General features: G+C 68.3%; 14 protein-coding genes and 1 pseudogene. 4 read left to right on the top strand and 11 right to left on the bottom strand.

What is annotated here, in order from left to right; translation table 11 throughout:
- The first annotated feature begins 94 nt into the window (after positions 1-94).
- Entirely contained in the window at positions 95-559 is a 465-nt protein-coding gene (locus NIBR502770_RS07345; protein WP_141160532.1) for a hotdog fold thioesterase, read from the top strand.
- An 11-nt stretch (positions 560-570) separates the two neighbouring features.
- Here the strand turns inward: NIBR502770_RS07345 and NIBR502770_RS07340 are convergent, their stop codons facing one another.
- The 6 genes and pseudogenes from NIBR502770_RS07340 to NIBR502770_RS07315 form a co-directional block, all read right to left on the bottom strand.
- Positions 571-1,131: a dihydrofolate reductase family protein gene (locus NIBR502770_RS07340; RefSeq protein WP_141160533.1), complete on the bottom strand. Its 561-nt coding sequence runs from the start codon at positions 1,129-1,131 to the stop codon at positions 571-573.
- A gap of 74 nt (positions 1,132-1,205) precedes the next feature.
- Positions 1,206-1,427 carry a hypothetical protein gene (locus NIBR502770_RS07335; protein ID WP_141160534.1) on the bottom strand — a complete coding sequence of 74 codons (222 nt, stop codon included), beginning with the start codon at positions 1,425-1,427 and terminating at the stop codon, positions 1,206-1,208.
- A pseudogene (locus NIBR502770_RS07330) lies at positions 1,424-2,670 on the bottom strand (anion permease). The gene NIBR502770_RS07335 and the pseudogene NIBR502770_RS07330 overlap by 4 nt, the downstream one beginning before the upstream one ends.
- 152 nt (positions 2,671-2,822) lie before the next feature.
- Positions 2,823-3,329: an HAD domain-containing protein gene (locus tag NIBR502770_RS07325; RefSeq protein WP_141181524.1), complete on the bottom strand. Its 507-nt coding sequence runs from the start codon at positions 3,327-3,329 to the stop codon at positions 2,823-2,825.
- A gap of 19 nt (positions 3,330-3,348) precedes the next feature.
- Positions 3,349-4,023, bottom strand: a complete 675-nt coding sequence (locus NIBR502770_RS07320; RefSeq protein WP_210418949.1) for a hypothetical protein — start codon at positions 4,021-4,023, stop codon at positions 3,349-3,351.
- 110 nt (positions 4,024-4,133) lie between these two features.
- On the bottom strand, positions 4,134-4,565 hold the full coding sequence (locus NIBR502770_RS07315; RefSeq protein WP_141181522.1) for a VOC family protein: 432 nt from the start codon (positions 4,563-4,565) through the stop codon (positions 4,134-4,136).
- A 155-nt stretch (positions 4,566-4,720) separates the two neighbouring features.
- On the opposite strand from NIBR502770_RS07315, the gene NIBR502770_RS07310 reads away from it, so the two are divergent.
- On the top strand, positions 4,721-5,341 hold the full coding sequence (locus NIBR502770_RS07310) for an L-threonylcarbamoyladenylate synthase (protein ID WP_141160539.1): 621 nt from the start codon (positions 4,721-4,723) through the stop codon (positions 5,339-5,341).
- Between the two features lie 123 nt (positions 5,342-5,464).
- On the opposite strand, the gene ligD is transcribed toward NIBR502770_RS07310, so the two are convergent.
- The gene (ligD, locus tag NIBR502770_RS07305; protein WP_141181521.1) at positions 5,465-6,502 is read right to left on the bottom strand and encodes a non-homologous end-joining DNA ligase; all 1,038 of its coding nucleotides are present in this window, start codon (positions 6,500-6,502) and stop codon (positions 5,465-5,467) included.
- 68 nt (positions 6,503-6,570) lie between these two features.
- On the opposite strand from ligD, the gene NIBR502770_RS07300 reads away from it, so the two are divergent.
- The gene (locus NIBR502770_RS07300; RefSeq protein WP_141181520.1) at positions 6,571-7,257 is read left to right on the top strand and encodes an alpha/beta family hydrolase; all 687 of its coding nucleotides are present in this window, start codon (positions 6,571-6,573) and stop codon (positions 7,255-7,257) included.
- Here the strand turns inward: NIBR502770_RS07300 and NIBR502770_RS21715 are convergent.
- Positions 7,241-10,150, bottom strand: a complete 2,910-nt coding sequence (locus NIBR502770_RS21715) for an AAA family ATPase (RefSeq protein WP_141181519.1) — start codon at positions 10,148-10,150, stop codon at positions 7,241-7,243. The two genes, NIBR502770_RS07300 and NIBR502770_RS21715, sit on opposite strands and share 17 nt — an antisense overlap.
- Before the next feature lie 158 nt (positions 10,151-10,308).
- Between NIBR502770_RS21715 and NIBR502770_RS07290 the strand changes: the two genes are divergently transcribed.
- Complete coding sequence (locus NIBR502770_RS07290; RefSeq protein WP_141181518.1) at positions 10,309-10,533, top strand: hypothetical protein; 225 nt, start codon at positions 10,309-10,311, stop codon at positions 10,531-10,533.
- Between the two features lie 25 nt (positions 10,534-10,558).
- Here NIBR502770_RS07290 and hrpB read toward each other — a convergent pair whose 3' ends face one another.
- From hrpB to NIBR502770_RS07275, 3 genes are read right to left on the bottom strand one after another with little or no spacing between them, the layout of a single operon-like run.
- Complete coding sequence (gene hrpB / locus NIBR502770_RS07285) at positions 10,559-13,162, bottom strand: ATP-dependent helicase HrpB (protein WP_141181517.1); 2,604 nt, start codon at positions 13,160-13,162, stop codon at positions 10,559-10,561.
- A 42-nt stretch (positions 13,163-13,204) separates the two neighbouring features.
- On the bottom strand, positions 13,205-13,780 hold the full coding sequence (locus NIBR502770_RS07280; RefSeq protein WP_210418928.1) for a hypothetical protein: 576 nt from the start codon (positions 13,778-13,780) through the stop codon (positions 13,205-13,207).
- Positions 13,770-14,084 (bottom strand): hypothetical protein, encoded by a 315-nt coding sequence (locus NIBR502770_RS07275; protein ID WP_141181516.1) that lies wholly within the window; start codon positions 14,082-14,084, stop codon positions 13,770-13,772. The genes NIBR502770_RS07280 and NIBR502770_RS07275 overlap by 11 nt, the downstream gene beginning before the upstream one ends.
- Between the last annotated feature and the right edge of the window lie 40 nt (positions 14,085-14,124).

Raw genomic sequence — 14,124 nt, 5'->3', positions numbered from 1 at the left:
GGCGGGGCGCTGCCCGGCAGCCCCCTCATCGATGGCCTGGGACGGGAAGGGAGCCGGTTTGGTTGTTTCACTCACAGGTGCCAGCCTAGTTGCCATGACAGACAATTTCACGCCGGGCCCTTTCGCCAAAGAGCTGGCGGCCGCCGGGATCCCCGACCATATGCATGACTGGCTGGGCGCCTTCGGGGTCGGTGCCCTGGTGGTCAAGATGGGGATCCATTTCCTGGAGATGAGCCCGGAACGCACGGTCGCCACCATGCCGGTGGAAGGCAACACGCAGGTGGCCGGAATCCTGCACGGCGGCGCGCACGTGGTCCTCGCCGAAACCCTGGGCTCCTTCGCCTCCGGCATGCACGCGGGGCCGGGACGCCACGCCGTCGGAATCGAAGTCAACGCCACGCATCACCGGTCCATCGCTACGGGCCTGGTGACGGGCACCTGCACGGCGGTCCACTTGGGCCGGACCCTGGCCACCCACGAAATCGTCATGACCGACGCCCAGGGCCGGCGCCTCTCAACGGCGCGGATCACCAACCTGCTGCGGGACAACGCCGGCTGACGCGCGCGGCCTCAGGACTGCCGGCCGGCCGCCGGGTGAAGAAGGTACCGCAACTCCACGATCCCCCGGCCCAGGGTGCGTGAGGCAGCCAACTCCAGGGGCGGCGTCGGGCCCTTCATGGGCAGCAGCCGCTTTCCCTCCCCCAGCACCACCGGTATGACGGAGAGGATGATCTCGTCCAGCAGGCCGGCGTCGGCGAACTGGGCCGCCAGCTTGCCGCCGCCCACCACCCAGATGTTCCGGCCACGGGCCGCCTGGCGGAAGTCTGCCGTGAATTCCCGCACGTCCCCGCGCACGAAGGTGATGTCTGCCCCGTCCGGTGCCCGGTGTTCATGGTGGGTGAAGACATAGCAGGGCGTACCGTCGTACGGCCAGGTACCGGGTTCATGCTCCATCAGCCAGGCGTAGGTTTCCCCGCCCATGACAATGCAGCCCACACCTGCCATGAAGTCGTTGTAACTGTCGGTCCCGCCGTCGAAACCGTCGAACTGCAGCAGCCAGTCGAGATCGTCAGTGGGTGTGGCAATGAAGCCGTCGAGGGACGCGGCCACAAAGTATTGGATGCGCGGCATGGCCCCAGCCTAGCCAGCAGGCCCTGCTGGGCCAACAGGCCGGCCAATGGTGTGCGCCGCCAGCCCCGGGGCTGCTACTTGGTGAAGTACGGGATGATCAGGTACAGCCCGAGAAGCACAGCCACCCCGCACAGCCCGAAGCACAGGTACGCGATGGAGCGTTTGACCCCGGGGGACGCCTGCTGGGCATCGCCGGCGATGGCGGTGAACCGGACCCCAAGCGAGTAGAGGGTCACCACAATTGCCGCGGACACGAGCGTGGTGCCTGCAACGGTCAGGAGTTCCAACCACTTCATCGCTGATTCTCCTTGGAGTTGTTGGCTTTGGCGTCAGCCTGCGCCTTGGCTTTTGCTTCCGCCCGGGCGCGCGCCAGGGCCTTCTTCTTGGCGAACCGGACGGCCTGGCCGGCTTCCTCGACCTCGACGGCGTTCTGGTGGCTCACGGAAGACTTGCGGGAGTAGAAGAACATGAACAGGACCGCCGCGGTGCCGGCGATCGCGGCGATGAGGACACCAACGACGCCGGTCTTCACCAGCAGCGCGGTCAGGGCGCCGACGACGCCGGCGGCCGGCAATGTGAAGAGCCACCCCAGCGCGATCTTGCCCACCATGTTCCAGCGGACTGTGGTGCCGCGGCGTCCCATGCCGGAGCCGATCACGGAACCCGAAGCCACCTGCGTGGTGGAGAGGGCAAAGCCGAGGTGCGAGGAGGCAAGGATGGCAGAGGCGGTGCTGGTTTCGGCGGCGAAGCCCTGCGCGGGTTTGACCTCGGTCAGGCCCGAGCCCATGGTGCGAATGATCCGCCAGCCGCCGGCATAGGTTCCGATGGCGATGGCAAGGGCGCAGGCGGTGATCACCCATAGCTGGGGGCCGGAGCCGGGCGTCTGGCTGCCGGCAGCGATCAGCACCAGCGTGATGATGCCCATGGTCTTCTGTGCGTCATTGGTGCCGTGGGCCAGCGCCACCAGGCTGGAGGTGAAGACCTGGCCGGTACGGAAGCCACCGCGTTTCTGGGTGAGCTTGGACCCCGTCTCGGGATCCTGGCGTGCGGTGAGGGCGTAGGCCAGGCGGGTGCATACGTAGGCGGCAAGCCCTGCAATAACGGGGGCGAAGACCGCGGGCAGGATGACCTTCTGCAGCAGGCTCTCAAAGTTGACCGAGTTGAAGCCCGCTCCTACGACAGCGGCGCCGATCAGTCCGCCGAAGAGGGCATGCGAGGAACTGGAGGGCAGGCCCTTCAACCATGTGACCATGTTCCACAGAACGGCCCCATCAACCCGGCAAAGATGATTTCGGGAGTGATCTGCACGCCTCCGGACCCCTCGCGGATGATGCCGCCGGAAACGGTCTTGGCCACCTCCGTGGACAGGAAAGCACCCACCAGGTTCAGGACGGCTGCCAGGGCCACTGCTGTCCGGGGCTTGATTGCACCCGTTGCGATGGGCGTAGCCATGGCGTTCGCGGTGTCGTGGAAGCCGTTCGTGAAGTCGAAAAATAGTGCCAGTCCAATGACCAGCGCCACCATGAAGGTGATATCCACCTGTTGCCCAATCTGCAGAGTCGACGTTCAGCAGTTTCTCGTACCAGGCTGCCGTGGACAGCATAGTTCACCAGCTGTTTGCGTGGAATGACTTGTGTTGTTGGCACAACCGGTGGGAAACCTTATCGATCGTACGCGTCCACGGCATGAGGTCAAAACACGGGTCGGGCCAGAAATGCGTGGATCCGGTCGAGTTCCGCGGGCGTGATTCCGTGCCGTGGGTGGGGTGAGACCGTGAGGATGCGCCGGCCCAGGAAACCTGCCCATCGTTGCGCTTCGGCCTCGAATGCGAGCTGGTCGTCCACCCAGGCGACCGCCCTCGGCCCGGTTTCTTCGACGTCGTCCTGGATGGCGCGGAGTTTCCACCAGCCAGTCCCGCCGGCTGCGCCGTCTGCGGCCAGGTACGGCCAGCCGCCGCCCGTGAGTCCGATGGCGGGGCACAGGTATTGGGGCGCGAGTTCCTCCCAGCTGGTGAGCCAGACGCACCGCAGTCCCGGCATCAGGGCCAGGGAGTTCAGCCCTGCCACGAGCTCGGCCGCGAAGGCTACGGGCAGCAACCCGGCGTCGGCGTGCTGCCAGGAGGAACCCCAGCCGGTGGTCCCTTCGGGGCTGAACGGACAGATGACTCCGTCGACGTCCAGATAGAGGGTGCACTCCATCCCGCAGCCCCGGGCAGCCTCAGCCGCCGTGGAGCTGCGCGGCCCGGGGACCGGCGTCCAGTTCCGGGGCGAGTTTCTCCTCGAGTGCTGCGAGGGTAACGTCCGGCAGTGCTATGAGGCCGTCCAGCTCGCGCCGTACCCGTTTGTAGGCTGCCTGCCGTTCGGCGGGAGTGGCTGCCGAGTTCTCAGCGATCATCAGCAGTTTGCGGGCTGTGGCAAGGCGTTCACGTTCGGGTCCACTGAATTTGCTGTCCCTGATGCGGCGCGCTTCACGCTCGGCCACGTCGAGGGCCACGGCGAAGTTGTTGACCGCCTGCCGGTACGCGTCCAGACCGGACACGGACCGCAGGTCTTCGGCGTTCGCTGGACGCTGCCCGTCGGCTTCCCGTTTGGCGCGAAGGAAGGCCACGGTGAGGGGTTCGCGGACGTCGGTCATGAGGGGGAAGTCGATGAGTTTGCCCACGTCGAGCTCATACTCCAGCCAACGGCGGTTGGTGGCATCGTGCGTGGCCATCAGCGCGCGCACCTCCGCCGTCGACGCCTCCTCGGCTTCCACCGCCTGGTTCTTGAGGGCATGGAGTTCAACCCGGCGCCGGTGGCGGCGCTCCGCCGAACGCCGCCAGCCCCCTGCCCACCGGCCGGCAAAAGCCATCAGTGGAAACACCATCCACCATTTATCGGACAGGAACTCCATCAAGGACCTCACGCGTTAATCCTCGCAGTCCGGGGGCGTGGCCTCAAGAAGCACCGGTAAGATCCGCGGGCAACCGGCCCCGCACCCCTCCAGCCGCTACCGCCGGGTGGTCACGGTGCCGCGGTTGCCTGCCCCGAGTTGACGTTCACCAGCCATGAGACGCCGAACCGGTCCGTGCACATGCCAAAGACGTCACCCCACGGCGCCTTCTCCATGGGGACTGTCACCGCTCCCCCGTCGCCGCTGAGCTTTTCGTAGTAGCCGCGAAGTTCCGCCTCGTTGTCGCCGCTCAGGGATACCGAAATGGCAGATCCTGCGTGGTACTCCATGCTGTTCGGGGTGTCAGCGCCCATGAGCACCAAGCCCTGGGTGGTGGTCAACATGCCGTGCATGATCTTCTCCGCTTCCGCTGGATCCTCGCTGGCTTGGAAGTCGCCGAAAGTGCTTAGCGTCAGTTCGCCGCCAAACACGGATTGGTAGAAGTTCATGGCATCGCGTGCATTATCGCGGAAGCTCAGGTAGGGATTGAGGATCGTGGGCATGTTGGGATCTCCTTCACAGTGCCGGAAGTTGCTGGGCCCGAAACCCGGGGCAGACAACATCCTGCCCGATCCGGGTGAGGACCGGTAGGGGGAACGGTCCCCTGTCCGGCCTGCTGCATGGTGCGGTGGGGGCCCGGGGAACGTAGGCTCGGGGCATGGCCAGATTTTTCGATGTTCATCCCCACGACCCGCAGCCCCGCGCCATTGCCCAGGCGGTGAAGATCATCCGCGACGGCGGCCTGATCGCCTACCCCACGGACTCCTGCTACGCCTTGGGTGCGCAGATGGGAAACCGGGAAGCCCTGGACCGGATCAGGAGCATCCGGCACCTGGACGACAAGCACCACTTCACGCTGGTCTGCCGGGATTTCGCGCAGTTGGGCCAGTTCGTGAACATCGGCAACGACGTCTTCCGCAGCATCAAGGCGGTGACACCCGGAAGCTACACCTTCATCCTGCCCGCCACCAAGGAGGTTCCCAAGCGGCTGCTGCACCCCAAGAAGAAGACCGTGGGCGTGCGCATCCCTGACAACCGCGTGGTCCAGGCGCTGCTGGCCGAACTGGGTGAGCCGCTGCTCTCCAGCACGCTGCTGCTGCCGGACGAGGAGGAGCCGCTGACGGTGGGCTGGGAGATCAAGGAGCGCCTTGACCACCAGGTCGATGCCGTGATTGATGCCGGGGACTGCGGCGCCGAGCCCACCACGGTGGTCGACTTCTCCAGCGGTGTGGCCGAGGTTGTCCGCCGTGGCATGGGCGACCCCTCCCGCTTCGAATAAACCTGCTTCGGTTAGTCCCGGGCCACCCCTGCGCTCCCGGGGCACTTTGGCGGGGCCGCCGTCGTAATTTCCGACGGCGCCCGGCGTGTCCGTGCCAAAGTGCCCCGTTTTGGAGGGCGCGGGTCAGTCGTTGTTGGCGTCAGTCTGCTTTTTCGCGCGGCTCGGCTGCACCCGGGGCGGTTCGCCGGGCATCTTGGGATAGTCCGGCGGAAACGGCATCTCGCCCAAACCCGCTTTGGTGTCGCGGTCCCACCAGTCGAGCAGCGTGCCAATGGAGCCGGGGTTCCCGCCAAACCGGGACCAGGGGTCACCAACGGTTTTCAACCTGTCCGGGACGGTGAGGACAGTGAAGTCCTTGGGATCAACGGTTTCGAGTTCATCCCAGGTGATGGGGCAGGATACCGGGGCGTGCGGAAGGGCCCGCGGGCTATAGGCGCCGGCGATGGTGCGGTCCCGGTTGGCCTGGTTGAAGTCCAGGAAGACCCGTTGACCGCGTTCCTCCTTCCACCACGCCGTGGTTACCTTGTCCGGCATGCGCCGTTCGACCTCCCGGGCGGCGGCGATGACTGCGTGCCGGACGTCCAGGAATTCATGCACGGGTTCGATTGGCGCGTAGACATGCAGTCCCCGGTTTCCGGAGGTCTTGATGAACGATTCCAGCCCTGCCTCCGACAGGACGTCCTTGAGCACCAGGGCGGCCGGCACGGCGTCGCCAAAGTCGGTTCCGGGCTGTGGGTCAAGATCGATGCGCAACTGGTCCGGATTGTCGGTGTTCCCGGCGCGGGACGGCCAGGGGTGGAAGACCACGGTGTTCATTTGCACGGCCCAGACGGCGGCCGCCGGCTCGTCGAGGACCAACTGGGGATGGGACCGGGCACTGGGGTACACCACCTTCACGGACCGGACGAAGTCCGGCGTTCCCCTCGGCGGGTTCTTGGAGAAGAACATCTCGCCCTCGATGTTGTCCGAGTACCGCTGGAGCGACACGGGGCGGTCCCCGTTGGCGGCGATGAACGCCTCCCCGACGTCGCAGATGTACCGTGCGAGGTCGAGCTTGGTCAGGCCCAGGTCGGGCCAGAGAACCCGGTTGGGGCTGGAGATGCGCATCTCACGCCCGCCGTTGGGACCCGGGACGGTAATGGTGGTTTGTTCGCTCGCCATGGGGACAACGTACACCCCGCCGCGCGGACGCTGGACCATTTGTCCCGCTGGTCCGGCATGATGGTCCCATGCCCGGAACCGATCAGCAGCTGACCATTCCCGTGGGCGATGGCACAGTGTCGGCCGCCTACGGCCGTCCCGGCAAACCTTCACCCCACGCACCCACCGTCGTGGTGGCTCATGGTGCCGGCGCCGGTATGGAGGACCCGTTTCTTCTCGGCTTCACCGATGCGCTCAACGTCCTGGGCCTCGCCACGCTCCGGTTCAACTTTCCGTACCGGGAAGCGGGCCGCAAGTTCCCGGACCGGCCTCCGGTGGCCATCGCCACCTGGCGGGCTGTGATGGATGCCGCGGCGAATCAGGCTGCCCTGCGCGGCGACACCGGCCCTTTGGTGGCCTGCGGCAAGTCATTCGGCGGCCGGATGGCGTCAATGGCCGTCGCGGCGGGAATGCCGGCGGCCGGCCTGGTCTATCTGGGATATCCACTCCATCCGCCCGGCAAACCAGACAAGCTGCGTGACGAACACTTGTATGGGTTGGCCACTCCGATGCTGTTCCTGCAGGGAACCCGGGACACGTTTGCCACGCCGCACATCCTCGAGGATGTAGTCTCCCACATCGGCCGCAACGCCGTCCTGCAGTGGGTCGAGGGCGGGGACCACTCGTTTGCGGTTGCTGGTCACAAACGGCCGGCAGGCGAAGTCGGAGCGTCACTGGCCGTGCCGGTGGCTGAATTCATCAGTTCCCTGGAGTGACCGCGTCCAGTCCTGCCAGCCTGGCCAGGTCCACGCGGTTGCCTGCGCCGGTCTTCCTCAGCATGTTGGAGATGTGCGAGCTGACGGTCTTTTCGCTGATGACCAGGGCGCTCGCGATTTCGCTGTATGTCTTGCCGGCAACCACGAATTCGAGAATGACCTGTTCCCGCGGAGTGAGTCCGGGCAGGTGTGCCCGCTTAACGCCAACGGCCGGCAATGGGTCAGCGGCGATGTGGGCGTGTACTGCGAGCCGCTCCAGGGCTTCCTGTTCGGGAGCGGACCGGAGTTCACGGGCCAATGCCAGGCCGCGCCGCAGGAGCGCTGGGGCCCGGTGCCGCCCCGACTGGCCCTGGAGCAGCATCGCTTCGACGGCCCGCCTGCAGCAGTAGGCTTCCTCCCAGGGCAGGTTTCCGGCGTTGAAGGCGTCGGCTGCAAGGACCCAGGACCCACCATTCCCAGATATCCCCCGGACCCTGCCCAGTTCGGCCTCATACAACAGCGAAAAGGCCGTGGTCTGGCGCCGGTACAGGTCGGTATGGGAACCGGATTCGAAAAGCCCGGAAGGAAACCGCTCCTTCAGCTGTCGGGCCTCGGCAACGAATCCGTCCGGCGGGAAGCCGGTGTCCCTGGCCTGTTGGGCCAGGTCGGCCAAGGCACGGGCGGCCAGCGGGAGCAGCCATTCGCACATGGTCGGTGGTGGGCCGGGCCGCATGGCACCCGCCAGCGAGGATTCGTAGGACATCCGGAAATGCCCGACGGCGGATTCCACCTGCGCCCGGACGGCGGCGAAGCTGAGGTTCACGAATGCGCCACTGTCCGTATTGATTTCCTCCGCCCTCGCCAGGTGGGCTGCGGCCTCGGCGCCGCGGCCCTGCAGGAGGGCAAGCCGGGCTGCCGTGAGCCGCCCGCTGACGTCTCCCATAGGGCCGGGATCGAGGTTTATCGCGATCCTCAACGCCTCCTGGGTCGCCCGCCAGTTTCCCACCACCAGGTGGCTGGCGGCTTCGTCCGCCGCGAGCTTGGCCACATACGTGTGCGGGCCGCCGCAGGCAGCCAGCTCCAGCCTGCCCGCGTGCATGAGGTCCGCGTAGAGGGCGCTGGTCCAGGCCTCCTGGGCATTCCCCAGCCAGCTGATGGCGTGAACGTAACCCCAGAAATCGTGCGCCTTGAGCGCTTCCGCGGCGCCCTGGCGGGCAAGCTGGGCCGCCCTGTCCGGCAGATCGGCGCGGACGGCCACCATGGCGGATGCGGTGAGCGCGTAGGACAATGCCCGGGGGTGCCCGGCCCGCCGCGCCGCTTCCAGGGAACTGGCCGCTGCCGCCGGCCCTCCCGGAAGGCCGTTCCATTGGCATGCATAGGAAAACTCTGCCAGCGCGAAGGCATGCTGCCAGCTTTCCGGCGCAGCCCCGGACAGCCTCACCGCTTCGGTGACACCGTCCATGGCATAGAACTCCTGCCCCGTGGAATATCGCAGGTGGGTGCGGCGGATCAGCAGCTCCGCAGCGGCCAGGGGTTCCGCCGACAGGTCCATCCCTGCCAGCAGTGCATCCACTGCCTCAAGTTCAGCTGCAAAAGCCCCCGTTGTCTGGGCAGCCGCCCGGATCCGGTCCCATAGCTCCCGCTGCGCCCTTTCTTCCCCGGACATCTGATGGTGAAGCGACGCCGCCCGCTGGAGCATGCGGAGCCTCTCGGCTGCGGAACCCGAAGCGGTCAGCGGATCGCCGGCTGCCAGGGCCCATCGATATGCGGCGGGGCTGTTCCCGGCGAAATAGTAGTGGTCCGCGATGACGGCCGGAAGTTGGGGGTCCGGGTCCGTGCTGGCCTGCAACTCATACATCGAGGCGAACGCGGCGTGCCGGATCTTCCGTTCGTCCGCGGACACATCCAGCTCCAGCACCTCGGCAATCAAGGGGTGGTGGAACCAGTAGGTGCCGTTCGGGCCCAGATCGAGGATGCCGCGGGCGGATGCTGCCTGCAGAAACAGCGTCACCCGGGTGCTGTCCTGCAACTGTTCGCCCGCTGCCACGGCAGCCAATTCGTGCTCCGTCACTGCCCGGCCGGCCACCGCCAGAAGGCGGGTCAGGTTACGCGCACCCTGCGGCAAGCCACGCCAGGACCGAAGCACCGCCTGCCTGAGGTCGCCGTGGAGCCCCTGGGGAAGTTGGGCCGTACCGGCCGGAAGGCCGCCCACCAGCAGGGCCGTGAAGTAGGGATTGCCGGCGGTCCGGCCAAACACGTCCGTCACGAGGGACTGCGGCGGCGGTGCCCCCAGGATGCCTGCTATCTGGGACTCCGTCGCCGGCCTGTCCAGCGGGCCGAGATCCAGCATTCGGACCTGTGACAGCCGCCGGACGTCCGCCAGCCACGTCTGCAGGGGGTGGCTTTCGCCGAGTTCGCCCGCCCTCAGGGTGCAGATGATTCCCAGGCGCCGCTCGGACGGTCCGCCCGCCAGGTACATGAGGACGTCCAGTGTGTCCTGGTCCACCCAATGCAGGTCATCGATGACCAGGAAGACCGGAGTAGTGGCGCTGGCCGAGGTCAGCCAGTCGTCCACCAGCAGGGGCACGTTTCCGGCGTACCCGCCGTCCATTGCCGCGGATAACGGAACGGCGGGCGTATAGGACGGGGCGGAACGCAAGGCTGACCGCAGGCCAAGGTAGGGAACGGTCACATCGCCCAAGGGCAGGGCGGCACCGCGAAGGATTACGTCGCCAGGCCCCGCGGCAGCGCACGCAGCCTGGACCAGCGCCGTCTTGCCGACGCCGGCATCCCCGGAAACAACCGCGGTCTGCGCGGTGCCACTCCGAACGGCGTCCATCATGTCGGTGAGCGCCGTAAGCTCCTGGTCGCGCCCCACCAGGGAGGGGCCACCAGTGTTCTTGCCGGCCACCATCACAGCGTCCCACCACAGTCGGCCGGCAGTACAGGGGTGGCCTGCCACAAAGATGAGGAGTAGGGATCCCCCTTCTGAGGGTGCATACCGGATGTGGGGGAAGGAGGACAGCGGAGAGTGTGGGTGTCAGTCCAACAATGAGCCAAGGAGGCCGGATCATGACTGCCATACTCCGTTCACCGCGACGCACCCAGGGCGTTGCCGCCCTACTCTTCGTGGCCGCGCTGTTCACTGCCGGGCCAGCGTTCGGATTCCCGGACGAGGCCCCGGGACCGAGCTTTGTGCCGTGCCCGCTGGAGCGGATCGGATCACAACTGGTGCGCTGCGACAACCTGACCGGCGCCGGTGTTGAGGCACCGTCCTGGATCCCCGAGCAGCCGTAGCGCGGCGGCAGGCGCCGCAGCACGGCTATTTGCGGTGTTTGGTGCGCGCGGTGGCGGGCGCCGACCACGGGTCTTCGGGCCACGGGTGCTTGGGGTAACGGCCCCGCATTTCCCCACGCACCTGGCCGTAGGGACCGGCCCAGAACGAGGTCAGGTCAGCCGTTACGGCGAGGGGCCGGCGGGCCGGTGACAGCAGGTGGAACAGGACCGGGACACGGCCGTCCACCAGCCGCGGGGACTCGGCCAGCCCGAAGCACTCCTGGAGCTTCACCGCAACGACAGGGGCGGCGGCGTCGCCCGGTTCCGGGTACTCGATCCGGATCCGGGAGCCGCTGGGGACCTCGAGGATTTCGGGCGCGAGCACATCCAGCCTGGCGGCCTCCGGCCACGGCATGAGGCGGCCCAAGGGGTTGGCCAGGTCGATCGAGCCCACTGATTTCCCGGCTGCAAGCTCCTCAAGCTCCGGGCCAAGCCATTCGTCCAGCCTGTCCAGCAGGGCCGGGTCCGACACGTCCGGCCAGGGCTCTCCCGCCTCCCTGTGCAGGAAGTCAAGCCTGCGCCGCAAGGAGGTCGCCGCCGCCGACCAGCTCAGCGCCGCCAACCCCTCGGACTGGAGCGCGGCCGCCACGGCCACCCTTCCCTGCGCGGCGGTGGGGCGCGCCGGTGCTGTCGACAGGATGATGGAGCCCAGCCGCCTGGTCCTGCGCGCGCTCAGCCGGCCCCCCACGAACGCGGCGTCCACGGTGTCGGTCAGCAGGTGCGAGGCCGCCGCGGCGGCCGTGGCGGCCGTCACGGGTGCGGCAGCACGGATCACAGCGCCCGTGCCCGCAGCATCCCGGCCCGCAGCCCTCGCCACTTCAGCCACTGCGAGCCATTCGTGGTCTGACAGTGTGCTGCCTGCGGGCAGGCCGGCCCGGGTACCGGAGGCCAGCAGGTATTGCCCCGCGTCCGCACTGCCGGCCACGCGGCGGGCCACGCGGTCGGGGAAGGCAAGGGCAACGACAGCGCCCACAGCTTCAGGGCCGCTGGTGGTGGCCGCGATGGTCGAGGCCCCCGCTCCCTGCCGCCGCGCCACGGCAGCAAACCGGCTGGATTCCTCCGCCCAGCGCCGCCCTGCGGTGCCCTTGTCCGCGCGGAGCTGGGCAAGCAGCCGGGGCAGGTCTCCGCCGGGAGCGCGGTGGTCCCCGGTGAGGGCGGCCACCACCTCGGCGGCCAGCGGGCGTCCGGTGGAGGTTCCGCCGTCGAGCAATGCCCGGGCCAGCCGGGGATCGGCAGGGATGGCGGCCAAGGCGCGGCCAGCGGCCGTCACCTGCCCTTCCCCCGTCACCGCACCCAGCTCCCTGAGTACCTCGACGGCGTCGTCCATGGACCCGCGGGGCGGTGCGTCCGGCAGCTCAAGGCCCTTTCCGCCGGGCGCACCCCAGCATGCCAGGGTGAGGGGAGCGCCGGCCAGGTCCGCCACGTTGATTTCCGGCGTGACGTGGGCGGGGGCTGCCCCATAGGCCTGTTGCGAGTAGCAGCGGACCACCAGGCCCGGGCCCTGGCGGGCGGCCCGGCCGGCCCTTTGGTCCGCGGACGCCCGGGAACACGAAATCGTCACCAGCCCGCTCATGCCGCGGCCTGAGTCCCGCCGCGGTTCCCGGGCCAGCCCGGAGTCCACCACCAGCCGGACGCCGGGCACCGTCAAGGATGATTCGGCAAGATCGGTGGAGACGATGATCCGCGGGGCGTCGCCGGGGCGCCGGCCCGCGACGGCCCGGTCCTGCTCCGCCGCTGCCACCTGGCCGTGCAGTTCCAGCACATCCACGGCACTGCCCAGCAGGCCGCGGAGGGACGCCGCAACCCGGGAGACCTCCCGGGCGCCCGGCAGGAACACAAGCGCATCCACGGCGCTGTCTCTTCCCAGGGCACGGACGTGGGCGTCCGCGGCGGCCTCGGCAACATGGTCAAGGAAGGCGGGCGTCACTCCCCTTGCGTCCAGCCGCGCGGCAGGAGCCGGGAGCCAGTGGACTTCCAGCGGATAATTTACCGCCGGGCAGCCGACGACGGGGGCCGGGGACCCGTCGTCGGGATCGCGGAGCAGCGCTGCAAACCGGGTTGCATCCAGCGTTGCGGACATGGCCACCAGCGTGAGGTCGCCGCGGAGCGCACGGACCTCCGCCAGCATGCCGGCCAGCAGGTCAGTTTCAAGGCCGCGTTCGTGCACTTCGTCCAGGACGACGGCGGCCGTCCCGTCAAGGCCAGGGTCCGCCAGCAGGCGGCGGAGCAGGATGCCCGGGGTGACGAATTCAACCAGGGTGCCGGGGCCGGCCTGACGTTCCCCGCGGACCGTGTAACCAACGCGGCCGCCCAAGCCTGTTCCGTCGAGGGCGGCGAGGCGGCGGGCGGCGGACCGGGCAGCGACACGCCGGGGCTGCGTGACGATGACGCGGCCGTCACCGGCATGCAGATTTGCGAGCAGCGGCGGGACGAGCGTGGTCTTGCCTGTCCCCGGGGGCGCCTGGACAACAACGGCGCCCCTGGCCAAGGCCTGCTGGAGTGCCGGCAGGGAGGCTTCGAAAGCGAGCCCGGCACTGATGGCAGAAAGATTGAAGGTGCCGGCGGCAGGGCTGCCGTCAGGAGGAATCATCCGTCCATTCTGCCTTGGCCTGTGCCGAATCCTCCGACCGGGTCAGGGTTTGCCCTGGCCCTTGGCCTTGCCGCTGGCTTCCTTGGCGGTGTCCGATCGCTTTGAACCGGGCGCGTCCTTGGCGGCGGCGGGTGCGGGTGCAGCAGCCGGAACTACCGGTTCCGCGGCGGCGGGCCCTTCCTGGGAGGTGTCAGCCAGCGCCGGCGCCACGGGGGTGTTCTGCTCCACGGCGGGTGCGGACGCGGACGCTGCTGCAACCTGCGTGGCGATATCTGCCCGAACAGCAGAGAGGGCATCCTCGATGCCGCGGTAGCGGGTGGCCGAAATGCGGCCTGCGGAGGCGGCTTCACCGAGATCCTTCTCGAGCGCCTGCAGGGCGGCGAGTGCGCCGTCCATCCTGTTTTCCGACGCCGCCTGGCTGATGCTCAGCACGCGGATCTGGAAACCGCGCAGGACATTGCCGTCCGTACCGCCCGGCTGGGCTCCTGCCGCTCCTGCGACGAGGGCGCACGCGACCACGGCGCAGCAGAGAACCAGCAGGGCGCGGACCCGGCGGCGGGGTGCGGGAGTTGACGCTGCGGCCACCGAGGGCCCCGCCGGCTTCAGTTCAGGCGGCATGCCTGCCCCGGAGCGGGACGGCAGGTCCGGATCGGACGGGCAGGACTGTGACCGGGGCCGCGTCAACGGACGGCCCGGGCACGGGCACCGGCACCATGGTTCCGCGTGCCGGCGGGGTGGGCCGTGCCATGAGGAAACGGGCGGCCGTCCGCATGGCGGTGGCGATCATCAGTCCAATTCCTACTCCGAGCAGAACGTGGCCGGCGAGGTAGTGCCGGGCCGCGCCCGGGCCGTCCAGTGCGGCCACTGCCGCCCCGCCCACGGTCAGCATCAGTGACAGGGCCGTACCGAAAATTGCGCCCATGGCTCCTGCTCCCATCCACTTTAATCAGCAAGCTTACTAG

The sequence above is a fragment of the Pseudarthrobacter sp. NIBRBAC000502770 genome (genome assembly GCF_006517815.1).
GTDB lineage: Bacteria > Actinomycetota > Actinomycetes > Actinomycetales > Micrococcaceae > Arthrobacter > Arthrobacter niigatensis.
The sequence above is the reverse complement of the archived record's forward strand: the minus strand, read 5'-3'. Positions and strand labels throughout refer to the sequence as shown.